This window comes from Nocardioides secundeburneus (assembly GCF_039939255.1).
In the GTDB taxonomy this organism is placed as follows: domain Bacteria; phylum Actinomycetota; class Actinomycetes; order Propionibacteriales; family Nocardioidaceae; genus Nocardioides.
This window is the reverse complement of record NZ_JBDUUE010000003.1, coordinates 25,033-46,579: the sequence shown is the minus strand read 5'-3', so window position 1 is coordinate 46,579 and position 21,547 is coordinate 25,033. Positions and strand designations below refer to the sequence as shown.

Genomic DNA, 21,547 nt, shown 5'->3' with positions numbered 1-21,547 from the left:
TAACCATGAGCCGACCCCGGCGGGAACGGACGTCCGCCGCCCCGCCGGTGCTCCTCAGCCGTCGGACGGCGACGCGCCGGCGGTGCTGTCGCGCGGCGCGGCGGAGTCCTGCTGGGCGCCGCCACCGGTGCGCCGGTCGATCTCGTCCTGGAGGTCGGCGACGTCGCCGAGCGCGTCCTGCACCTGCTCGACCGCCTCGGCGTAGCCCACGGTGTCGCCCTGGCTGAGCGCCTGCTGGGCCTCGGTGGACGCCGAGATCGCCGCGTCGAGTCGGGTCTGCAACCGCTGGCGCAGCTGGGCGACCGACTCGTTCGTCGGCGGGGTCGACGGCTGACCGGTGGGCGGGTCGGTCGGGTTCTCCGTCGGGTCGCCGCCGCCCGGCTCGCCGGGCGTGCCGGTGTCGGGCGGGGGCGTGGTCGTGGCGCCGTCGAAGAGGTTGGTGAGCGCCGACTGGAACGACGACCCGACGCCGACGCGGTTGCCGTACTTGGTGAGCACGAGCCTCAGCTCGGGGTAGGCCGACTCGGAGCTCGTGCGCTGCACGTAGACGGGTTGCACGTACATGAACCCGTCGCTCACCGGCAGGGTGAGCAGGTTGCCGTACTGCACGTCGGCCTCGGAGTTGGTGCCGGTGAACGGCAGCAGCGCGTCGCGGACCTTCTGGTCGGACTGGAAGTCGTTGGCCACCTGGCCCGGGCCGCGCGCCTGAGAGGAGTCTTCGGAGGCATCCTCGGCCCCCTCGACCCGCAGCACCGACATCTTGCCGTAGTCGTCGCTGGTGGCGTCGGAGTTGACCGAGACGAACGAGGCCAGGTTGTTGCGGCCGAACGGCACGTAGACCGACGTCAGCGAGAACGTGCCGGTCGAGCTGGCCTCGGCGTCGGGGCTCTGCACGAAGAGTCGGTAGGGCGCCTGGAACCGCGACGAGGACTGCGGGTCGGTCGGCACCTGCCACCGGTCGTTGTTCTCGTACCAGTCGCTGGCGTCCTCGACGTGGTAGCGCGCGTACTGGTAGCGCTGCACCTTGAACAGGTCCTCGGGGTAGCGCACGTGGCGCAGCAGCGCCTCGGGCATCTGGTCGCGGTCCTGGACGCTGCCCGGGAACGCCTTGCGCCAGGCCTTGAGGATGGGGTCGTTGTCGTCCCACGCGTAGAGGGTGACCTCGCCGGTGTAGGCGTCGACCGTGGCCTTGACGGCGTTGCGCATGTAGTTGATCTCGTCGGTCGGCACGGTCTGCAGCCCGTTGTTGACCTGCAGGGCGTCGTCGATCATCGACTCGAACGACTCGCGCTGCGCGTTCGGGTAGCGGTCGGTGGTCGTGTAGCCGTCGAGCACCCACAGGATGCGTCCCTGCTCGTCGCCCTCGCCCGGCACGACCACGGGGTAGGCGTCGCTGTCGACGGTCAGCCACGGGGCCACCTTCTCGACGCGTTGCTGCGGCTCGCGGTTGAACAGCACCTTCGAGTTGTCGTTGACCCGCCCGGAGAGCAGGAAGTTCGGCTCACCGAACTTGATGGCGAACATCAGCTGGTTGAACGTGCTGCCGGCGTCGGCGTCGCCGGGTCCGTCGAACGTCGTCGAGGTGCCGAGGTCGGAGCCGGGGATCGGCAGGTTGAGCTCGACGTCGCGGTCGCCGGTGCTGCCGACGACCGAGTAGTCGGGGCTCTGCTCGCCGTAGTAGATGCGGCCCTCGAAGTCGCCGAGGGCCTGGCTCAGGTCGTTCTCGTCGGCGTTGATGCCCTGCGCCCACTCGAGGCCGCCCGAGCCGGTGTCGGCGGCCTCTGCGGCCTCGTCGCCGGAGGCCGCGTCGCCGTCGACCACGGTCTCGCGGCCGTCAGCGGCGTCGCGCTGGTTGGCGTAGGCGGCGACGATACCGTTGCCGTGGGTGTAGACGGTGTGCAGGTTCGACCAGTTGCGGGCGTCCTCGGGCATGCCGGCCTGGTTGAGCTCGCGGACGGCGAGCACGAGCGCCCGGTCGTTGCCCTCGATCTCGTAGCGGTCGACGTCGAGCACGTCGGGCACCGAGTAGTAGCGGAACTCCTGCTGGATGCTCTCGAACGTGCGCGAGACCCGCTGCGGGTCGACCAGCGGGATCGTGCTGAAGAACTGGTCGTAGGCGGCCCGGTCGGGCAGCGTCGTCGACGGCGGGTACGACTGGAGGTCGGCGTCCTGCAGGTCGTAGGCCGCCTGCGTGGCGTCGATGTTCGCCTGGATGTACGGCTCCTCGCGGTCGGCCTCGGACGGCTTGACCTGGAACTGCTGGACGGCGGCCGGGAAGATCATGCCGATCAGCACGGCCGACAGCGCGAGGAGCGCGAGGCCGACCGTGGGCAGCTGCCAGGTGCGGCGCCAGACGTTGACGAAGAACAGCACGGCGCAGATCACCGCGACGGCCATCAGGATGTTCTTGGCCGGCAGCACGGCGTTCTCGCCGGTGTAGTTCATGCCGGTGAACAGGCCGTTCTCGCGCACCACGAGGTCGAAGCGGTCGAGGTAGTAGTCGACGCCCTTGGCCAGCACGAACAGCCCGAGCAGCACCGAGACCTGCGCCTGCGCCGAGCCGGAGAACCGGTCGTGGGTGGCCTGCAGCCGGATGCCGCCGTAGAGGTAGTGCGTGACGACGGCGGCGAGGATCGCGATCACGAGCGTCGCCATCATGAAGTCGACGACGAAGTGCCACCACGGCAGGTCGAACAGGTAGAAGCCGATGTCCTTGTCGAAGTAGGCGTCCTGCTCGCCGACCGTGCCGCCGTTGCGCCACAGCAGGTAGGTGCGCCAGTGGCTGAGCCCGGACGCACCGGCGAACGCGCCCAGCACGACGGCGCCGCCGGCGACGAGCCACATGCGGATCGGCGTCACGACGTCGCGGTAGCGGTCGAGGTTGGACTGCTCGCGCGAGGACGGGCGGAACAGGGGCCGGAAACGGTAGGCGAGGTACATGTTCAGCGCCGCGGTGCCGCCGAGCACCAGCCCGAAGACGAGGAACAGCGCGACCTTCGTCCAGAGCATGGTGCTGAAGACCTGGCCGTAGCCGATCGACTGGTACCACATGCGGTCGGTGTAGATCGAGGCGAAGGCGGTGAGCGCGAAGATCGCGAGCACCACGACGATCGCGGTGATCAGCAAGGCACGGGAGCGACTGCCCGAGGCTCGCGTGGGCGGTGGTGTCGCCCGCGGGTCGTCGTCGAACAGCTCGCTCACGGCGTGTGGTCCTTTGCGTCGTGGGTGGGGTCGGTCGGGGTGTCGTCGGTGTCGTCGTGGAGGGTCGCGCGCAGCAGCTCGAGGAGCCCGGGCACGAGGTCGAGCCCGCCGACCACGGAGGTGTCGTCGTCGTGGGCCCGCAGGCGCAGCGCGCAGTAGGTCGAGCCGCTGCGGGTGGCGCCGGCGACGATGCGCACCTCCTGGCGGTCGGGGTGCTCGCGGGCGAAGGCCTGGGCGGCCTCGACGTCGTCGGGCACCTCGGCGTCGGTGCCGGGTGGGAGCACGAGCCGCTCGACCATGGCCGCGCAGCCGGCGACCGCCTCGGGCCACACGATCGACTCGAGCACCTGCTCGAGCGGGGTGCCCGGGTCGAGCTGCTCCTGCTCGACGGCGGTGAGCGAGCCGCGCTCGGCGGCGGCGTCGAGGCCCATCGCGGCCGCGAGCTCCGGCTCCTGGGCCGCGAGCGCAGCGGTGTCGACGAGGGCGTAGAGACGGGCGGGTTGGTCCCAGCCGTTGCCGGCCAGGTGCTGCTCGATCTCCAGGACGGCGCTCGCGAGCGCCGGGTCGGCGTCGAGGTCGCCCCAGCGCGGGTCGGCGGTGAAGGTGTCGTCACCCATGTCGTCGTTGCCCGTGTCGTCGTTGCTCATGTCGTCGTTGTTCACGTCGTCGTTGCTCATGTCACTGGGCCGCCCTCTCGGCGATGGCCGCGTCGGCGTCGTCGCACGACGGCAGGTCGGCGTCGTCGTCGGCGGCGTAGTCCTCGAGCGCGAGCCGGACGTCGTGCATGGTCTCGGCCATCATCAGCCGCATGTCGCCGGGGTCGGCCTCGAGGGCGTCGGCGCAGTTGTCGACCGGCACGAGGAACAGGTCGGCGCCGTCGTCGCGCGCACCGGCGATCTTCTGCTGGATGCCGCCGATCGGGCCGACCGAGCCGTCGGTGTCGATCTCGCCGGTGCCGGCGACGTGGTGGCCACCGGTGAGGGAGCCGGGGGTGAGGGTGTCGTAGACGGCCAGGGAGAACACGAGCCCGGCACTCGGACCACCGATGGAGGCCGGCACGTTGATGCGCACCTCGAAGGGGAAGTCGTCGTAGCCGACGCCCGGCGTGATGCCGACCTTGGGCTCGCCGTCGACGTCGACGGTCTTGATCCGCACGGTGCGGTCGGTGCCGTCGCGGGTGATGCCGAGGCGTACCTCGTCGCCGGGCTCGCGCCGGCCGACGGCGGCCACGAGCTCGTCGGCGTCGGCGACCTCCGTGCCGTCGACGGTGCGGATGACGTCGCCGACCTCAAGGACGTCGGCGGCGGGCATGCCCTCGGTGAGCTCGGCGACCTTGAGCACCTGCGCCACGGGCTCGCCCATCTCGGCGAGGGCGATCGCGATCGCGGTGTCCTGGGAGGTGCTCATCTGCACCTGACCCTGCTCGCGGCTGCTCTCGGGCGTCTCGTCGGGACCGTGGACGAGGTCGTAGGGGTAGACGGCGTTGTCGCCGTCGAACCACGTCGACAGCAACGACAGGAGGTTCTCGCCACCCTCCTGGCCCTTCTCGGCGGCCGGCGAGACCCGCACGGTCGTCATGCGCAGCTCGCCGTCGTCGCGGAAGGTCTCGTGCCCGTCGACCTGGATGATCTCGGCGTCGTTGTTCTCGGGATCGGTGCCGAGGATGTCGACGGTGCCGCCGGGTTGGTAGGTGGCGTAGGGCAGCGTGGTGAAGGCCGAGTAGAGCAGCAGCGCCGCGATCGCAGGCGCGGCGAGCATCGCGGCGACCAGGCGCTGAGTCATGGGCGAAGCCTCTCATCCGGCACCAACCCGCCCGGCGTGCAGGTCGGCCGCACGCAGGCGCAGGGCCTCAGGACGCGCGGCGCTGCTCCGGGCGTGGGTCGTCGCCGCTCGGGCGCGCCCCGTCGGCCGGACCCGCCGGGCTCGCCGGACGGGTCGGACGGGAGGGTCGGACGGCGACGCCGGTGCTCCGGTCGCGTCGGGCGGTGACGGCGGGCGCTGCCCCGGGGGTGCGTCGTCGGCGCCACCGGCGGCGCGTCGGCGTGGGCTCGAGCACCGTCGCCATGCGCCGCAGCGCGACCTCGCGGTCGACCTCGCCGCGGCCCTGGCGCCCGAGCCACGAGACCCAGAGCATGGCCGCGACGGTCACCACGACCGTGGGCGCGAGCCAGAGCAGGACCATGACCCGAGGGTAGGCACGCACCCGGCCGGATCGTCGGACCCACGCTGCGCTACGGCGTGCCGACCCACTCGTCGCTGCCGTCGGCGAAGACCTGGTGCTTCCAGATCGGCACCTCCGACTTGAGGGTGTCGATGAGGTCGCGAGAGGCCTCGAACGCGGTGCCGCGGTGGGCGGCCGCGGTGGCGACGACGACGGCGAGGTCGCCGATCCCGAGCCGACCGACCCGGTGGACGGCGGCGACCCCGTGGACGTCGTGGCGCGCCGCGACCGTCTCGCAGACCTCGCGCAAGCGCTCGATCGCCGTCGGGTGCGCGGAATAGTCGAGGCCGCTGACGCCGCGCCCGCCGTCGTGGTCGCGGACCTTGCCGACGAACAGCGTGACGCCGCCGTCGGTGTCGTCGTCGAGGCTGGCGAGCACCTCGACGACGTCGAGGGGGGTGTCACGGATCTCGACGAGGCGCACGACGGAAGTCACGCGGGCCACCCTATGAGTCGCGGCGTACCGTGGGTACATGGCCGACAACCCCGACGACGAGCAGCCCAACCCGTTCAAGGGCACGCCGTTCGAGCAGTTCTTCTCCGGCATGCAGGGCCTGGGCGGCCTGGGTGGCCTGGGCGGAGGTCAGATGAACTTCGCCGGGATGCCCGACCTCGGGCAGCTCTTCGGCCAGCTGCAGTCGCTCATGCAGCCCTACGACGGCGCCCTCAACTGGGACGTCGCGGTCGACATCGCCCGCAAGAGCGTCGCGCAGGCTCCCGACCCGACCCCCTCCGCCAAGCAGTCCGAGGCCGTGGCCGACGCCGTCCGCCTGGCCGACCTGTGGCTCGACGAGGCCACCGAGTTCCCGTCGGGCGTCACGTCCACGGCGGCCTGGAGCCGCGCGGAGTGGATCGTCGGCACGCTCGAGGTCTGGAAGGTGCTCGTCGAGCCGGTCGCCGAGCAGTCGGTGCACGGCCTCGGCCAGGCGCTGCCCGCCGAGGCGCAGGCGCAGGCCGGCCCGATCCTGGGCATCCTCGGCAAGGCGGTCGGCGCGATGCTGGCCACGCAGGTCGGCTCCGGGTTCGGAGAGCTCGCCGGCGAGGTGCTGACCGCCTCCGACGTCGGGCTGCCGCTGGGCGAGAAGGGCAAGGCCGCGCTGGTCACCGCCAACGTCGCCGCGTTCGCCGAGGGCCTCGACGTGGGCGAGGACGACGTCGTCCTCTACCTCGCCCTGCGTGAGGCCGCCCACCACCGCCTCTTCAGCCACGTACCGTGGCTGCGCGAGCACCTCATCGGCGCCGTCACCGACTACGCCCGCGGCCTCGAGATCAACGCCGAGAGCCTCCAGCAGCGCATGGAGGAGCAGCTGCGCGGCGTCGACCCGACCAACCCCGAGTCGATGCAGCAGCTGCTCGAGGGCGGCATGTTCGACATGCCCCGCTCCCCCGCCCAGTCCGCGGCGCTCGAGCGTCTCGAGGTCGCGCTGGCGCTGGTGGAGGGCTGGGTCGACGAGGTCGTCGGCCAGGCCACCGAGAAGCGGATGCCGGCCGCGGCCAAGCTGCAGGAGGCCGTGCGGCGTCGTCGTGCCGCGGGCGGGCCGGCCGAGCAGACCTTCGCTGCCCTGGTGGGCCTCGAGCTGCGGCCGCGCCGGCTGCGCGACGCCTCCACCCTGTGGGGCTCGCTGCGCACCCGGCAGGGCACCGAGGCCCGCGACGGCGTCTGGCTGCACCCCGACCTGCTGCCCACCTCGGCCGACCTCGACGACCCGCTCGGCTTCCGCGAGGAGGCCGCGGCCCCCGAGGTGCTGACCGACGACGACTTCGACGCCGAGCTGCGCAAGCTCCTCGACGGCGACAAGCCGGAGGAGTGAGCCTCCACGCCGACGCGCTCGCCGTGCTGAGGGCCTGGACGCCGCCGACGCCCGTCCAGGAGTCGTTGCGACAGCGCTACGTCGCCCACCTCGAGGCGCACCCCGACGGGATGACGCGCGCGTGCCGGCCCGACCACGTCACGGCCAGCACCCTGGTGCTCTCGCACGACCGGCGCGAGGTGCTGCTCACGCTGCACGCCAAGGCGGAGCAGTGGTTCCAGCTCGGCGGCCACGCCGAGCCCGACGACGCCACGCTGGCCGGCGCGGCGCGGCGCGAGGCCGACGAGGAGTCCGGGGTCGCTGGGCTCGTCGTCCACCCCGTACCGGTGCACCTCGACGAGCACGCCGTCGCGTTCTGCCGCCTGCCCGACGGCGGGTCCGACGACCAGGTGGTCCACCACCTCGACGTCCGGTTCGTCGCGGTGGCGCCGCCGGGTGCGAGGCACGTCGTCAGCGAGGAGTCGCTCGACGTGCGGTGGTGGCCGGTCGACGACGTGCCGAACCCCGACCTCGTGCCCCTGGTTCAGTCGGCGCTCGACGCGCTCGACGAGGTGCGGAACTCCGAGGGCGGCGTGATGCGCGAGGCCTCCGACCAGCCGAGCAGGTAGCCCTTGGCCCGCTCGGCGTCGGGGTAGCGGTCGACCCAGCCCCAGAACGCGGCGTCGTGGTGCGGCTCGAGCAGGTGCGCGAGCTCGTGCACGAGCACGTAGTCGAGCACCCACATCGGCATGCCCCGCAGCCGTTCGGAGAGACGGATGGCGCGGTCGCCCGGCGTGCACGAGCCCCAGCGCGCCGTCTGGTTGGAGACCCACCGCACCGACTCGGGCTGCGCGAGGCCGCCGAGGAAGTCGTCGCTGAGCCGGCCCGCCCGGGCCAGCAGGTCGTCGTCGGTGAGGTCGGCACGGCGCTCGGAGCGCTCGACCTTGGCGATCATCGTGGCGACCCACGCGGTCTCGTCGTCCTTGCTGAACGAGGCCGGGATGAGGACGACGATCCGGTCGCCGTCGCGGTAGGCCGAGACGGTGCGGCGGCGTCGCTTGGAGCGGCGAACCTCCACGCGCGCCCCGTCCATGACCAGAACCTACTTCGCGGCCCAGTCGAGCAGACGCTCCTTCGACCACGTGTTGACGATTCGTTCCGGGCCGATGCCGGCCTTCTCGGCCCGCTCGCAGCCGAGGGCGAGGAAGTCGAGCTGGCCGGGTGCGTGGGCGTCGGAGTCGATCGAGAACACGCAGCCGACGTCGCGGGCGAGCTCGAGGAGGTCGTCGGGCGGGTCGCAGCGCTCGGGGCGTGAGTTGATCTCGACCGCGACGTCGTGCTCGACGCAGGCCTCGAAGACCGCGCGCGCGTCGAACTGCGACTGCGCCCGGGTGCCGCGGCTGCCGGTGACCATGCGCCCGGTGCAGTGCCCGAGCACGTTGGTGCGCCGGTTGCGGACCGCGCCGATCATGCGTCGCGTCATCGGGGCGGCGTCCATCGCGAGCTTGGAGTGCACGCTCGCCACGCGGACGTCGAGCCGCGCGAGCATCTCGTCGGTCTGGTCGAGCGCCCCGTCGTCGAGGATGTCGACCTCGATGCCCGTGAGCAGCGTGAAGCCGTCGGGAGCGGAGCCGCCGAGGTGCTCGTTGACGGCCTCGACCACGCCGAGCTGACGCTGCAGCCGCTCGACGCTGAGGCCGTTGGCGACCCGCAGGCGCGGCGAGTGGTCGGTGAGCACGAGGTAGTCGTGGCCGAGCTCGATGGCGGTCATCGCCATCTCCTCGATCGGCGAGCCGCCGTCGCTCCAGTCGGAGTGGGAGTGGCAGTCACCGCGCAACGCTGCCCGCAGCTCGGCGCCGCCGCGCGCGAGCGGGGCGGCGTGGGTCTTCTCGAGCGCCGCGAGCCGTTCGGGCACCTCGCCACGGACGGCGGCCGCGATCACCTTCGCCGTGCTCGCGCCGACCCCGGGCAGGTCGGTGAGCGTGCCCTTCTCGGCGGCCCGGGCGACGGCGTCGTCGCCGAGGGGCAGGATGGCCGCGGCCGCGCCGCGGAAGGCCCGCACCTTGTAGGTGTCCTCGCGCTGGCGCTCGAGCAGGAAGGCGATCCGGCGCAGGGCGGCGACCGGGCCGGCGTCGTAGGTCTCGCTCAACTGTCTTTCCTCCACAGGCTGTGGGCGCACATCGTCGCAGGTCACCGCAGACTACGGGGCTCGGACGACGTCGTCGTCCACCCCCGTCGTCCACAAGCTGTGCACATCGGGACGCGCGTTCTGGCACCGTTCCGGCGATTCTCCACAGCGTTGTCCACAACCTCGTCCACAGGCCGGTGGGCCGGTGGATTGACCGGGTCCCGCCGCGCTCCTACCGTGGCGCCAGATGGCCCTCGGGCCGGCGAGCGACACGCGCAAGGGGAAGGCACGTGTCGTGGGTCGGTCCGGGGGCCGCCTGTCCGTCCCGGTCGGCGCCTCAGCGGCCCTCGAACCGCGGCGGGCGCTTCTCCTGGACGGCGCGGATGCCCTCCTGCAGGTCGGCGGTCGCCATCGTCACCGGCTGGGCGAGCGCCTCCCACTGCAGGGCCGACTCGATCGAGGGGTGCCGCTGCCGCAGCGCGAGCGTGGTGAGGCGGCTGGCGATCGGGGCGGTCGCGGCGATGCCGACGGCCGTCTCGACGGCCACGTCGAGCAGGTCGTCCGGCTCGGTCACGCGCGAGACCAGGCCGATGGTCAGCGCCTCGTCGGCGTCGAGGAGACGGCCGGTGAGCATCAGGTCGCGCGCCGCCGACTCCCCCACGACGTCGGGCAGCAGGTAGGTGCCGGCCATGCCCGGGTGCAGGCCCAGCTTGGTGAACGGCACGCCCATCCGGGCCCCGCGGGCCGCGAGACGGAGGTCGCAGGCCAGCGGCAGGCAGAGCCCCGCCCCGATCGCGGGTCCGTTGATCGCGGCGATGGTGGGGACCTCGAGGCGGCGCACCGACAGCCACGACTGGTAGAACGGCAGCATCCGGGCGCGCAGTGCCTCGACGCCGGCGTCGGGCTCGGAAGCGAGCCAGGAGGTGTCACCACCCGAGGAGAACGCCGAGCCCTCGCCGGTGACGACGACGGCGCGCACCCCGGCGTCGGCGACCAGCTCGTCGATCGCGGCGACCCACGACGACGTCATCTCGGGCGACATCGCGTTGCGCTGCGCAGGGTTGTCGAGGACCAGCAGGGCGACCCCGTCGGCGGGTCGTTCGAGGCGGAGGTGAGTGTGCTCGGGCATGTCGGCCACCGTAGTGGCGGGCCGAGACCGGGCCGGGGCAGGCCGGGGCGGGTCACGGCGCGCCGCGCGGCGCCGTGCCGGGTGCCGCGCGGCGCCGTCGTCGTGTCGTATGGTCGAAATGACCCTGGCTGACGCGGGGTCACCGGCGGGCTTCCCTGATGTCCCCCGCCGCGGCTAGTGCCACGATTCGACTGAGCACCCACGAACGGGTGCACCACAAGGGCAAGGAGGCCGTCATGGCGGAGACCTGGAGCGGTGAGTTCTACTGCGTGAAGTGCAAGGAGAAGCGCGAGGCGGAGGGCGAGGTGAAGGTCAACGACAAGGGCACCCGCATGGCGAAGGCCGTGTGCCCGGTCTGCAGCACCAACCTCAACCGGATCCTCGGCAAGGCCTGACCGGCCCGCACCCGAGCACGTGCACGCCACGGCGGCGGCCTCCGGGGCCGCCGCCGTGGCGTCTGTGCGTCGCGAGCCGCTCTGCTCCTCCCGCGGGCACGGGCCTGTGGATGACGCCGGCGGGACGACGCCGATCCGTGCCACGCTCGGGCCATGAGCACGGTGGTCCCGACGGCGTCCGCGTCCGCGGGGCCACCGCCCTCGCCGTCCACGAGGTGGCGGCTGGCGCCCGGGGTGCACGTGGTCGACCGCGACGACGACCACGTGCAGGTCGGCCTCGACCCACCCGCGCGGGTCATCGTCGCGCGCGACGCCCTGCTCGTCTCGGCACTGCGCGACCTGGGTCGCGGCCGTCCGGTCCGCGCCCGCGGGCCGCGGGTCGATGAGCTGCTGAGCGCCCTCGACGCGGCCGGTCTCGTCGTCACGACCCGCCCGGCCCGCTCCGTCGCCGGCACGGCGGCCCTGCTCGACCGGGGGCTCGGGCTGGGCCACCTCGCCCGCCTGCTCGGCCGATCGGGGGTCGTGGTGACCACCGACGGTGCGGCGGCCGACGTCACCGTGGTCGCCGCGCACGGTCCGGTGCCGCGTCGGCTGCTCGACGACTGGGTGCGCGACGGGCACCCGCACCTCGTGCTGGCCGGGGCCGGCCCGGCCGGCAGCCTCCGGCTCGGCCCGCTCGTGCAGCCCGGCCTGACGGCGTGCCTGCGCTGCGTCGACGCGGCCGAGTCGAGCGCCGATCCACGACGTCCGCTGGCGATCGAGCAGCTCGCCGAGCTGCCGACGGCGCCGCTCGACCCGGCCGTCGTCACGGTCGGCTCCGGGTGGGCCGCCCGCGAGGTGACGGCGTTCCTCCGCGGCGAGCGGCCGGTGACCTGGTCGGCGAGCATCGACCTCGACGAGCCGGTGCCCGCCGTCCGGCAGTGGCGGCGGCACCCGCACTGCGGCTGCGTGTGGGACGCCCTGCCCGACTGAGGGGCGGCGTGGGCCTACCAGAACTCCGAGTCGAGCTTGCCCTCCATCGAGCGCAGGTGGTCGCGCGAGCACGTGTCGCAGTAGCGACGCTGTCGCTTGTTCTCGACGCTCGTCGTCCACGTGAGCGTCTCGGACTCCGCCGCCTGCCGCCCACAGAAGTCGCACGTCACGGTCGTCATGACGACCAGCGTAGGCCGGGCGGGCCGGGTCGGAGAACCGCGAAGGCCGGGCTCGACCAACGGTCGAGCCCGGCCTCCGGGTCTGGTGCTACCTGAGTGGTGGTGGTGCTTCACCCGCGATCATGGGTGACTCCGGAGCTGACGACTCCGGGGGACCTCGACGATCTAGAGGACGCGGGCGAGGGCGAGACGCGCCTGGGCGGCCGCTCGCTCGGCCTTGCGGCTCAGGCGACGGGCCCGCACCAGCTGGTGGCCGGTGCGCAGGGCCTGCGCCTCTCGATGGCGGTCGGCCACGTGGGCCTCGGCCAGCTGCTCGTACATGCTCATGATGATGGTGCTCCGATGCGGTGGAGTGGGTGGGTGGGATGGTGTGGTCGGGGTGGGGTCGCTCATCGCTACGCGACGGCGTCCTTGCGGGGCCGGCCCCGGGGCCGCTTGCGGGGGATCACCGTTCCCTGGAGGAACAGCTCACCGCCCCACACGCCCCACGGCTCGCGCCGGTCGAGAGCGCCGCCGAGGCACAGCTGCTGGACCGGGCAGGTCTGGCAGAGGTCCTTGGCGAACTCGACGTCGGCCGGGAGCTCGGCGAACCAGAGCTCGGGGTCGTTGACCCGGCACGGGAGCAGGGCCTCGTCGACCACGCCGAAGCGGTCGGCCTCGTCGTGCAGGTGGCCCAGGCCAGAAGTGGCCTGGAACTCGACCAGCTTGCCGTCCGAGCGCTCGAAGATGCTGGCAGTCATCGTGTCACCTCTTTCGTTCTTGATCGCGGATGTGTCGTGCGGGTGCTGCTGGATCGTGCTGGTGGTGCTGGTCATCTCCTGGCTTCCTGTGCGTCCCCGGAGGTCCTCCGGAGGAGCTGAGGTGCTGTGAGAAACAGAAAGGCCGCGGATCCCGGTATCGGGTTCCGCGGCCTGGAGGCTGCTGAGTCTGTCGAGGGTGTCAACAGATCGGCGGACTCCAGGCGAGGCAACCCGGGGCGAAGGCGGCGAGGGCCACGTGTCCCTTGACGGCCGAGGCCTTGCGGTCGCGCACATCGGTGCCGGCGGTGGTCGCGGTGGACAGACCGGTGGCGGGGATGCGGGCGGCGCGCTCGGTGACGAACGAACCGAGCTGGACCTGGACGCAGATGGGCATGGCGACGCCGAACGCCTGGTTGATCGGCATGATCGGCGTCTGGTTGGTCATCGTGATGTTCTCCACGGGGGTCACCTCCTCGGTGTGTTCGTGCGCGGGCGTTGTCAGTGCCCTGGTGCGCTGGTCGGCTGTGAGAGGAACGCTACGCGCCCCGTCATGTAAGGAGCAAACTATTTAATGACTTTGTCTTGAAAAGTTCTGCAGAGGGGGCGACGGACCTACTCGGCGAGGATCGCCAGCAGGTCGTCGCCGTACTTGGTGACCTTGTCGGGGCCGATGCCGGAGACCGCGAGCAGGGAGCGGGTCGACGTCGGCCGCGCCGTGGCGATCTCCTCGAGGGTGGCGTTGCTGAACACCACGAAGGCCGGCTTGTCGATCGCGGCCGCCGTCTCGGCCCGCCAGGTGCGCAGGCGCTCGAACAGCGCCTCGTCGTAGGGCGCAGGACACTCGGCGCACCGCCGCTTGCCCTTGGCGCCCGCGAGGGGCTTGCCGCACTCGACGCAGGTCTGGACGCCGCGCGCGGCCTTGCGCGACGACGTCACCCGCTCGGTGTCGGGCAGGAGCGGGTCGAGGAACCGGGACGGCTTGCGGCGGGCCGCCTGGCCGGGGTTGCGGGCCTGGGCCCACGACAGGGCGAGGTCGGCCCGGGCGCGGGTCAGGCCCACGTAGAGCAGGCGACGCTCCTCCTCGACGGCTGCCGGCGTGTCGGCGTAGGTGATGGGGAGGGTGCCGTCTTGGAGGCCGACGAGGAAGACGGAGTCCCACTCGAGGCCTTTCGCGGCGTGGAAGGTGGCGAGCGTGACGCCCTCGGCGACGGGGGCGTGCTGCTCGTTGGCCCGGCGGTCGAGGTCGTCGACGAAACCGGCGAGGTCGTGGTCGTCGGACTCGGCGGCGAACGCCTCGGCCTGGCTGACCAGCGCCTGCCACGACTCCCAGCGGTCGCGGGTCTGCCCGCGGGCCTCGGGCGGGTCGGGGGTCCAGCCCATGCCGGACAGCGTGTCGCGCACGAGGTCGACCCACGTGTCGCTCTCGGCCGGCACCGCTCCCCCGCGGGCGGCACCGCGCAGCCGGGTGACGGCCTCGCGCACCTCGCCGCGCTCGAAGAACCGTCCGGCGCCGCGGACGACGTAGGGCACGCCGGCGTCGGTGAGGGCCTCCTCGTAGGGCTCGGACTGGGCGTTGATCCGGAACAGCACGGCGACCTCGGCCAGGGAGCGGCCGGACGAGCGCTGTCGGGCGATCTCGCGCGCCACGGACCGGGCCTCGGCGACCTCGTCGGGGTGGCCGGTGTAGGTGACGGCGGCGCCCGCCGGGCGTTGGGCCCGCAGCTGCACGCTGGTGGAGCCGGTGCCGGCGAGCAGGGTGTTGGCGGCGGTGACGACCTGGGGCGTGGAGCGGTAGTTGCGCACGAGCTCGATCGACGTCGTGCGCGGGTGCTTGTGCGGGAAGTCGCGCAGGTAGGCGGCGTCGGCGCCCGCGAAGGAGTAGATGGTCTGCGCGGGGTCGCCGACGACGCAGATCTCGTCGCGTCCGCCGAGCCAGAGGTCGAGCAGGGCCGACTGCAGGGGCGAGACGTCCTGGAACTCGTCGACGACGAACCACTTGTACTGCCGGCGCACCTGGGCGGCGACCCGCTCGTCGTCGGCGAGCAGGCCGGCGGTGAGGAGGAGGACGTCCTCCATGTCCATACGGCCCTGCGCGCGCTTGACGTCTTCGTAGGCGGCGATCATGCGCCCGACCATCTCGGGCTCGACCTTCGCCACGCTGCGGTTGCGGGCCGCGGCCACGGTGGCGTAGGACTCGGGCCGGACGTTGCTGACCTTGGCCCACTCGATCTCGGAGGCGAGGTCGCGGAGCATGGCCTGGTCGGGCCGCAGCGACAGCGTGCGGGCGGCCCCGACCACCAGCGGGATCTTCGACTCGGTGAGCGTGGGCAGCTCGGTGCCGTGCACGTGCGGCCAGAAGTAGCGCAGCTGTCGCAGCGCGGCGGAGTGGAACGTGCGGGCCTGCACGGTGGGCGCCCCCAGCCCGCGCAGGCGGGCCCGCATCTCCCCCGCGGCCCGGGTGGTGAAGGTGACGGCGAGGACCTCGGTGGGCGCGTAGACGCCCGTGGCGACGCCGTGGGCGATGCGGTGGGTGATCGCCCGCGTCTTGCCCGTGCCGGCGCCGGCGAGCACCCGCACCGGGCCGCGCAGGGTCTCGGCGACCTGGCGCTGCTCGGGGTCGAGCGCGGAGAGCAGGTCGGGGGCGGGCATCGCGGGTCAGAGCTCCTGCGCTGGGACGGGTGTGGGCCGGACCCGTCCGACCCTAGACGGCGGCGCCGACAGTCCCGCCGGCCCTCCTCCTGGCCCCCTCCTAGGCTGGCGAGGTGACCTCGACCCACGAGCCTCCCTACGCCCCCGACGGCCGCAGCAACAAGGAGCGGATGCTCGCCGGCGACCCCTACATCGCCGACGACGCCGAGCTCGAGGAGTGGTACTACTCCGCCACCGACCTGACGACGGCCTACAACGCCACCACGCCGCGGCAGAAGCCGCTGCGTCGTCACCTGCTCGAGCAGCTGCTCGGCTCGATCGGTGAGGGCACCGAGATCCGGCCGCCGTTCCGGGTCGACTACGGCCGCCACATCAGCATCGGCGCGCGCTGCTTCGCCAACTTCGGGCTGTCCGCTCTCGACGTCGGGCCGATCACCATCGGCGACGACGTGCAGATCGGCCCGAACGTGCAGCTCCTGACGCCGACGCACCCGCTCGAGGCCGGGCCGCGGCGCGACAAGTGGGAGGGGGCGCGGCCGATCACGATCGGCGACAACGTGTGGCTGGGCGGGGGCGTGATCGTCTGCCCCGGCGTCACGATCGGCGCCGACACCGTCGTCGGCGCGGGCGCCGTCGTCACGAAGGACCTGCCGGCCGGGGTGCTGGCGCTCGGCAACCCGGCCCGGGTGGTCCGTCAGCTGTGAGCGGGTTCGCGCGCTGCAGCGAGGGTCACCGCCACTGGGGGCACCGGGGCGCGGCCGGGCTGCTCCTCGCGCGCGCCGGCGCGGTGCTGCTGCAGCTGCGTGCGGGGTGGGCCCACCACGGCGGCACCTGGTCGCTGCCGGGTGGCGCCCGCGAGCGCGGTGAGACCGCCGTCGACACCGCACTGCGCGAGGCCACCGAGGAGCTCGGCCTCGACCGCACCGTGGTCGACGTCCGCGGCTCGTGGCTCGCGTCCTGCGGTGGGTGGACCTACGAGACCGTGCTCGCCGTCCCGTCGCCGGTCGACGTCGAGGTCGGGCTGCACGACCGCGCCGAGAGCGCCGCCCACGCCTGGGTCGACCTCGACGACGTCGCCGGACGACGTCTGCACCCGGCCTTTCGCGAGGCGTGGGCCGACGACGACGGCGCCCTGCGTCGCTTCGTCGGGGCAACGGCGCCCTGACTGTCCGCTACACGGGCGAGTCCCCGGGGGGGGCGCGCCGCGAGGGCGTCTCGGTGCGCGCCGAGGGTGCGCGGAGCGAGGAACGAGCAGAGCGTGCGCTCGGCGTGTGCCGAGACGGCCTCCTCAGGCGGCGCGCCCCGCGCGAGCTCTGCTCGCGCCATCAAGCCAGCGCGCCGCGAGGGCGTCTCGGTGCGCGCCGAGGGGCGCGCAGCGAGGTACGAGCAGAGCGTGCGCTCGGCGTGTGCCGAGACGGCCTCTTCAGGCGGCGCGCCACGCGCGAAGCGAAGCGAGCGCCATCAACCAGCCAGCTCGAAGCGCACCGTGCGTGTGTCGACGTCGGCCTCGACGAGCCGGACCCGCACGTCCTGACCCAGCGGCAGCGCCACGGACGACGTCACCGGCGCCTCGACGCCGACCTCGCGCGCCATCACCTTGCCGCGTCGGTCGTCCTTGTCGTCGACGCTGACGACGACGCCGTCGAAGGTCTCGCCGACGCGGGCGGCCAGCAGGCCGGCCTCCACGAGGTCGACGACGGCACGCTCGTAGGACGACGCCTTCTGCCCCGACGTCCGCATCTCCTCCGGCAGGGTCGGCAGCGCCGCGAGCACCCAGTCGGGTACCGGGTCGCCCGCGCAGAGCGCCACGCAGACCTCGCCGGCGTAGCGGTCGGCGAGGCGGCGCAGCGGCGCGGTCACGTGGGCGTACTCGGAGGCCAGGGCTGAGTGCTGCGGCTCGGCCGGCACCTCGCCGTCGAAGGCGACGTAGCCGCTGCCACGCAGCAGCCGCGCGCTGGCCACCACGACGGCAGCGTGGTCGGGCCGGGTCGGGTCGAGCGAGCGGATGAAGTCGGGGTAGAGCTGCTCGGCCGGCCAGTCGACGCCGAGCGCGCGGGCCGTGCGATGCAGACGCTGCAGGTCGCGCGGGTCGGGCGACGGCAGCGTGCGCAGCAGGCCCACGCGGGCGTAGACCATGAGCGAGGCCGCACCGAAGCCGGTGAGCAGCGAGATCTGGGCGTTCCACTCCTCCACCGGCAGCAGGGTGCGGAACTCGAGCCGCCACGGACCCGACCCGTCGGTGGTGTCGACCTCCTGCTCGGGCAGCGGCAGCGACACGCCGCCGCGGGCGGCGTCGCGGGCCAGTCGCTTCTCGCCGAGCTCCTTCAGCAGCACCAGTACCTCGGGGGCGTCGCCGCCGTCGATCGCGGCCTGGGCCTGCTCGTAGGTGAGCTGGGCGGTGGAGCGCACGCGGGCGCGCACGACCTCGACGTCGGTGCCCTCGCCGGTCTCGTCGACCTTGATCGTCCACAGCAGCGCCGGTCGCACCTGGTCAGGCAGCAACGACGCGGCCTCCTCGCTCAGCACCGGCGGGTGGAGCGGGACCTTGGAGTCGGCGCCGTAGAGGGTCTGGCCGCGCCGGTGCGCCTCGACGTCGACCGGGTCGCCAGGGGTCACGAACGCGGCGACGTCGGCGATCGCGTAGAGCACCACGTAGCCGCCGGCCGTGTCGGGGTCGCGGGCGATGTGGAGGGCCTGGTCGAGGTCGCGCGCGCCGTCGGGGTCGATGGTGACGAACGGGACGTCGGTGCGGTCGAGCTCGGGCAGGCGCGGCGCCGCGGCCGCCGCCTCGGCGGCCGCCTGGACGTCTGGCGGGAACTGCGGTGTCACCTCGAGCTCGGCCTGCACCTGCTCGATCCCACGACGCAACGTGGCGACGACGTCACGGTCGTCGGTACGTACCCTGACCACACGACTGCTCGGCATGACCCTGACCCTACGATGCCACGGGTGCTGATCCTGCTACCCCCGAGCGAGGGCAAGGCGGCGCCGCGTCGCGGCAAGCCGCTCGACCTCGCCTCGCTGTCGTCGCCGTCGCTCACCGAGGCGCGTGGCCGCGTGCTCGACGCGCTCGTCGAGCTCTGCTCCGGTGCCCCCGACGTCGCCGCCACGACCCTCGACGTGCCGAAGTCACAGCTCGACCTGGTCGACCTCAACGCCCACGTGCTCTCCTCCCCCACCGCACGGGCCGACGCCGTCTACACCGGCGTGCTCTACGACGCGCTGGGCTTCGCGTCGTTGTCGTCGTCGGCCAAGCGGCGAGCTGCGTCGCGCGTCGCCGTGACGTCGAGCCTGTTCGGGCTGGTGCGGCCCGGTGACCGCATTCCGTCATACAGGCTGTCCGGCGATGCGTCGCTGCCGGGGCTCGGCAGCGTGGCTGGTCACTGGCGCGAGTCGCTCGGGCCGGCGGCGACCGACGCCGTCGGCAGCGGATTGCTGGTCGACCTGCGCTCCGGCATGTACGCCGCCTTATGGCGCCCCCCGGCTGAGCTCGCCCCGCGCGTCGCGACGGTACGGGTGCTGCACGAGAGCGACGGCAAGCGCTCGGTCGTCAGCCACTTCAACAAGGCCACCAAGGGTCGGATCGTGCGCGCCCTCCTGGAGGACGGTCGCGACCCGCGCACGCCGGCCCGGCTCGCCGACGTGCTCACCGATCTCGGCTGGACCGTCGAGGTCGGCCCGGCCACGGCCAAGGGCACCCAGCTCGACGTCGTCGTCACCGACGTCTCGGCCGGGCACTGATGGCCGCCACGTCGCAGCCACCCGCCTGGACCGACGACCTCAGGGGGCGGCTCGACGAGCTGCTCGACGAGCACCGCACCATGCTGCGCGACAGCCTCGACGGCCTCACCGACGACGAGGCGCGTGCCCGGCTCGTGCCGTCGGCGACCACGCTGCTCGGCCTGGTCAAGCACGTCACCTACGTCGAGCGACACTGGTTCGGGCACGCCTTCACCGGGCTGCCGATGAAGCACTACGGCGTCGCGTCGACGCCGTCCGGCTCGTTCCGGCTGGCGAGGGCCGACACGGTCGAGTCGATCCGCGCGGCACACCGTGCGGCGTGCGCCGCGTCGCGGGAGGCCTGTGCCGACGTCGACCTCGACACGATCGTCACCGGCAAGGGCGAGCGCGTCGTGTGGGCGATCTACACCCACGTGCTGCGCGAGCTGGCCCAGCACTGCGGGCACGCCGACATCCTGCGTGAGCAGGTCCTGGCGGCGCGCGCCGGCTGAGTCCTACCAGGTGCCGGCGGCGAACGCGTCGCGCGCCGGCGGCAGGGCGTTGAAGAGCCGCAGCGAGGCGCGACCGTCGTCGTACCACGAGGCGACGCTGACCGAGGCCGGCGAGAGCTCCATGCGGAAGACCGCCTCGAGAGGCGCGCCCATCGCGTGGGCGACGAGCGTCTTGATCGGGGTCACGTGGCTGACGACGACCACGGTGCCACCGGCGTGGGCGGCGAGCACGCGGGTGAGGCCGGCGAGCACGCGCTTCTGCACGGCGCGGAAGGACTCGCCGCCGGCCGGGGCGACGTCGAGGGAGCCGAGCCAGGCCTCAAGCTCGGCGCCGTGCCGCTCGCCGACCTCGGCGAAGGTGAGGCCGTCCCAGTGACCGAACTCCATCTCGGCGAAACGCGGCTCCTCGGAGACCGCGACGCCTAGTCGGTCGGACAGGATGTCGGCCGATTCGCGGGTGCGACGCACGGGTGAGGCGATGATGGCGTCGATCTCGTCGGCCATCGGCAGCAGCCACTCGGCGGCGGCGCCGATCTGCTCGCGGCCCTCGTCGCTCAGCGACGGGTTGTCGCCGCCGAGGCCTCCGGAGAACCGCTTGGCCGAGGTGTGGGCCGTGACGCCGTGGCGGACGACGACGAGAGTCGTGGCGGCGCCGGCTCCGCTCCAGCCGCGAACAGGCGGCGTGGTCTCGGGCTCCTCGATCTCCTCGATCAGCGACTCGGCCGGCTCGCCCGCGACCGTGACTCCCGACCGCTTGCCGTCGAGCGCCTCGTTGGCGAGCCGGTCGGCGTGCTTGTTGCGCTCGCGCGGGATCCACGTGTAGGTCGTGCCGAACGGTGCGAGCCCGTTGGCCTCGCGGTTGAGCGGGATCATGTCGGGGTGCTTGACCTTCCAGCGACCCGACATCTGCTCGACGACGAGCTTGGAGTCCATGCGCACCTCGACGTCGGCGTCGGGGGCGTGCTCGGCGGCCAGGCGCAGGCCGGCGATGAGGCCGGAGTACTCGGCGACGTTGTTGGTCGCGCGACCGATCGTCGTCCCGTCCTCGGCGATGACGGCGCCGGTGTCGGCGTCCATGAGGACGGCGCCGTAGGCGGCCGGACCGGGGTTGCCGCGCGAACCGCCGTCGGCCTCGATGACGACGCGGCGTGCGCCCACTACAGGCCCGACTCGGCCGTGCGAACCAGGATGCGCGAGCACTCCTCGCACCGCACGACGGTGTCGGCCGTCGCGGCACGGATGACGGCGAGCTCGGCGTTGTCGATGCCCAGCTGGCAGCCGGTGCAGCGGCGCTGGGTGAGCGCGGCCGCGCCGACGCCGCCCTTGCTGGCGCGCAGCTTGTCGTAGAGCGCGACGAGGTCGTCGGGCAGGCCCTCGGCAGCAGGGCCCCGACGGGTGGCGAGCTCGGCGAGCTCGCGGTCGATGATCGCGGTCTTGTCGTCGCGGATCTTGCCCAGCTCGGCGAGCCGCTCGTCGGAGGCGGCGATGCGCTGCTGGAGCTCCTCGAGGGCGGCCTGTGCCTCCTCGAGCTGCTCCATCACCTCGAGCTCCTCGTCCTCGAGCACCGAGATGCGGCGCTCGAGCGAGGCCAGCTCGTGCTGCATGCGCTCGAGGTCCTTGGGGTTGGTGATCAGCCCCTGCGCCATGCGGTCGGTGTCACGGGTGCGCCGCGCGCGGACCTGCTCGACGTCGAGCTCGGCCTTCTTCTGCGCGGCGGTGAGGTCGTCGACGACGATCTGCTGGTCGCGGCGCTGGTCGTCGACCTCCTGCCGGCTCGCGCTGAGCGAGGCGATCTCGGCGAGCTCGGGCAGGTGACCGCGCTGGTGGCGCAGCACGTCGGCCCTCGAGTCGAGCTCCTGCACGTCGAGGAGACGGAGCTGGGCGGCGGGGTCTGCCTTCACGGGGTGGTCC

24 protein-coding genes are annotated in these 21,547 nt (G+C 72.9%); 8 read left to right on the top strand and 16 right to left on the bottom strand.

The window, feature by feature from the left end; all coding sequences use genetic code 11:
* Positions 1–54: 54 nt before the first annotated feature.
* The 5 genes from ABFT23_RS08345 to ABFT23_RS08325 form a co-directional block, all read right to left on the bottom strand.
* Positions 55–3,201, bottom strand: coding sequence for a UPF0182 family membrane protein (locus ABFT23_RS08345; protein WP_347894124.1), 3,147 nt, complete (start codon positions 3,199–3,201; stop codon positions 55–57).
* Complete coding sequence (locus ABFT23_RS08340) at positions 3,198–3,878, bottom strand: PPA1309 family protein (RefSeq protein WP_347894122.1); 681 nt, start codon at positions 3,876–3,878, stop codon at positions 3,198–3,200. The genes ABFT23_RS08345 and ABFT23_RS08340 overlap by 4 nt, the downstream gene beginning before the upstream one ends.
* 1 nt (position 3,879) lies before the next feature.
* Positions 3,880–4,983 carry a YlbL family protein gene (locus ABFT23_RS08335; protein WP_347894120.1) on the bottom strand — a complete coding sequence of 368 codons (1,104 nt, stop codon included), beginning with the start codon at positions 4,981–4,983 and terminating at the stop codon, positions 3,880–3,882.
* A gap of 67 nt (positions 4,984–5,050) precedes the next feature.
* Positions 5,051–5,383, bottom strand: coding sequence for a hypothetical protein (locus ABFT23_RS08330; RefSeq protein WP_347894118.1), 333 nt, complete (start codon positions 5,381–5,383; stop codon positions 5,051–5,053).
* A 49-nt stretch (positions 5,384–5,432) separates the two neighbouring features.
* Positions 5,433–5,858: a molybdenum cofactor biosynthesis protein MoaE gene (locus ABFT23_RS08325; RefSeq protein ID WP_347894116.1), complete on the bottom strand. Its 426-nt coding sequence runs from the start codon at positions 5,856–5,858 to the stop codon at positions 5,433–5,435.
* A 37-nt stretch (positions 5,859–5,895) separates the two neighbouring features.
* Here ABFT23_RS08325 and ABFT23_RS08320 point away from each other — a divergent pair, with 37 nt between their 5' ends.
* Together ABFT23_RS08320 and ABFT23_RS08315 are read left to right on the top strand one after the other, a co-directional pair.
* A complete protein-coding gene (locus ABFT23_RS08320) occupies positions 5,896–7,233 on the top strand; it encodes a zinc-dependent metalloprotease (RefSeq protein WP_347894114.1) in 1,338 nt (445 codons plus the stop codon).
* Positions 7,230–7,841 (top strand): NUDIX hydrolase, encoded by a 612-nt coding sequence (locus ABFT23_RS08315; RefSeq protein WP_347894112.1) that lies wholly within the window; start codon positions 7,230–7,232, stop codon positions 7,839–7,841. Before ABFT23_RS08320 ends, ABFT23_RS08315 begins: the two co-directional genes overlap by 4 nt.
* Here ABFT23_RS08315 and ABFT23_RS08310 read toward each other — a convergent pair.
* The 3 genes from ABFT23_RS08310 to ABFT23_RS08300 form a co-directional block, all read right to left on the bottom strand.
* Entirely contained in the window at positions 7,757–8,305 is a 549-nt protein-coding gene (locus ABFT23_RS08310; RefSeq protein ID WP_347894110.1) for a M48 metallopeptidase family protein, read from the bottom strand. The two genes, ABFT23_RS08315 and ABFT23_RS08310, sit on opposite strands and share 85 nt — an antisense overlap.
* A gap of 9 nt (positions 8,306–8,314) precedes the next feature.
* Positions 8,315–9,361 (bottom strand): PHP domain-containing protein, encoded by a 1,047-nt coding sequence (locus ABFT23_RS08305; protein WP_347894108.1) that lies wholly within the window; start codon positions 9,359–9,361, stop codon positions 8,315–8,317.
* 316 nt (positions 9,362–9,677) lie between these two features.
* Positions 9,678–10,469 (bottom strand): enoyl-CoA hydratase/isomerase family protein, encoded by a 792-nt coding sequence (locus ABFT23_RS08300; protein ID WP_347894106.1) that lies wholly within the window; start codon positions 10,467–10,469, stop codon positions 9,678–9,680.
* A 236-nt stretch (positions 10,470–10,705) separates the two neighbouring features.
* On the opposite strand from ABFT23_RS08300, the gene ABFT23_RS08295 reads away from it, so the two are divergent.
* Positions 10,706–10,864, top strand: a complete 159-nt coding sequence (locus ABFT23_RS08295) for a DUF5679 domain-containing protein (RefSeq protein WP_091115022.1) — start codon at positions 10,706–10,708, stop codon at positions 10,862–10,864.
* A 153-nt stretch (positions 10,865–11,017) separates the two neighbouring features.
* On the top strand, positions 11,018–11,836 hold the full coding sequence (locus tag ABFT23_RS08290; protein WP_347894103.1) for a hypothetical protein: 819 nt from the start codon (positions 11,018–11,020) through the stop codon (positions 11,834–11,836).
* Positions 11,837–11,850: 14 nt separating this feature from the next.
* On the opposite strand, the gene ABFT23_RS08285 is transcribed toward ABFT23_RS08290, so the two are convergent.
* From ABFT23_RS08285 to ABFT23_RS08265, 5 genes are all read right to left on the bottom strand, one after another.
* Positions 11,851–12,015: a hypothetical protein gene (locus ABFT23_RS08285; protein WP_347894102.1), complete on the bottom strand. Its 165-nt coding sequence runs from the start codon at positions 12,013–12,015 to the stop codon at positions 11,851–11,853.
* Between the two features lie 165 nt (positions 12,016–12,180).
* Positions 12,181–12,336: a hypothetical protein gene (locus tag ABFT23_RS08280; RefSeq protein ID WP_347894100.1), complete on the bottom strand. Its 156-nt coding sequence runs from the start codon at positions 12,334–12,336 to the stop codon at positions 12,181–12,183.
* A gap of 74 nt (positions 12,337–12,410) precedes the next feature.
* Positions 12,411–12,830: a WhiB family transcriptional regulator gene (locus tag ABFT23_RS08275; RefSeq protein WP_457623151.1), complete on the bottom strand. Its 420-nt coding sequence runs from the start codon at positions 12,828–12,830 to the stop codon at positions 12,411–12,413.
* A gap of 124 nt (positions 12,831–12,954) precedes the next feature.
* A complete protein-coding gene (locus tag ABFT23_RS08270; RefSeq protein ID WP_347894098.1) occupies positions 12,955–13,215 on the bottom strand; it encodes a hypothetical protein in 261 nt (86 codons plus the stop codon).
* 152 nt (positions 13,216–13,367) lie between these two features.
* Complete coding sequence (locus ABFT23_RS08265; RefSeq protein WP_347894096.1) at positions 13,368–15,404, bottom strand: ATP-dependent DNA helicase UvrD2; 2,037 nt, start codon at positions 15,402–15,404, stop codon at positions 13,368–13,370.
* A gap of 113 nt (positions 15,405–15,517) precedes the next feature.
* On the opposite strand from ABFT23_RS08265, the gene ABFT23_RS08260 reads away from it, so the two are divergent.
* Both ABFT23_RS08260 and ABFT23_RS08255 read left to right on the top strand, forming a co-directional pair.
* Positions 15,518–16,108: a sugar O-acetyltransferase gene (locus ABFT23_RS08260; RefSeq protein ID WP_347894094.1), complete on the top strand. Its 591-nt coding sequence runs from the start codon at positions 15,518–15,520 to the stop codon at positions 16,106–16,108.
* On the top strand, positions 16,105–16,569 hold the full coding sequence (locus ABFT23_RS08255) for an NUDIX domain-containing protein (RefSeq protein ID WP_347894092.1): 465 nt from the start codon (positions 16,105–16,107) through the stop codon (positions 16,567–16,569). The genes ABFT23_RS08260 and ABFT23_RS08255 overlap by 4 nt, the downstream gene beginning before the upstream one ends.
* A 296-nt stretch (positions 16,570–16,865) precedes the next feature.
* Here ABFT23_RS08255 and ABFT23_RS08250 read toward each other — a convergent pair whose 3' ends face one another.
* Complete coding sequence (locus ABFT23_RS08250; RefSeq protein ID WP_347894090.1) at positions 16,866–18,329, bottom strand: RNB domain-containing ribonuclease; 1,464 nt, start codon at positions 18,327–18,329, stop codon at positions 16,866–16,868.
* Between the two features lie 24 nt (positions 18,330–18,353).
* On the opposite strand from ABFT23_RS08250, the gene yaaA reads away from it, so the two are divergent.
* Positions 18,354–19,145, top strand: a complete 792-nt coding sequence (gene yaaA / locus ABFT23_RS08245) for a peroxide stress protein YaaA (RefSeq protein ID WP_347894089.1) — start codon at positions 18,354–18,356, stop codon at positions 19,143–19,145.
* Positions 19,145–19,636 carry a DinB family protein gene (locus ABFT23_RS08240; RefSeq protein ID WP_347894087.1) on the top strand — a complete coding sequence of 164 codons (492 nt, stop codon included), beginning with the start codon at positions 19,145–19,147 and terminating at the stop codon, positions 19,634–19,636. Before yaaA ends, ABFT23_RS08240 begins: the two co-directional genes overlap by 1 nt.
* A gap of 3 nt (positions 19,637–19,639) precedes the next feature.
* Here the strand turns inward: ABFT23_RS08240 and ABFT23_RS08235 are convergent, their stop codons facing one another.
* Entirely contained in the window at positions 19,640–20,794 is a 1,155-nt protein-coding gene (locus ABFT23_RS08235; protein ID WP_347894085.1) for a bifunctional RNase H/acid phosphatase, read from the bottom strand.
* Positions 20,794–21,537, bottom strand: coding sequence for a zinc ribbon domain-containing protein (locus ABFT23_RS08230; RefSeq protein ID WP_347894083.1), 744 nt, complete (start codon positions 21,535–21,537; stop codon positions 20,794–20,796). Before ABFT23_RS08230 ends, ABFT23_RS08235 begins: the two co-directional genes overlap by 1 nt.
* Between the last annotated feature and the right edge of the window lie 10 nt (positions 21,538–21,547).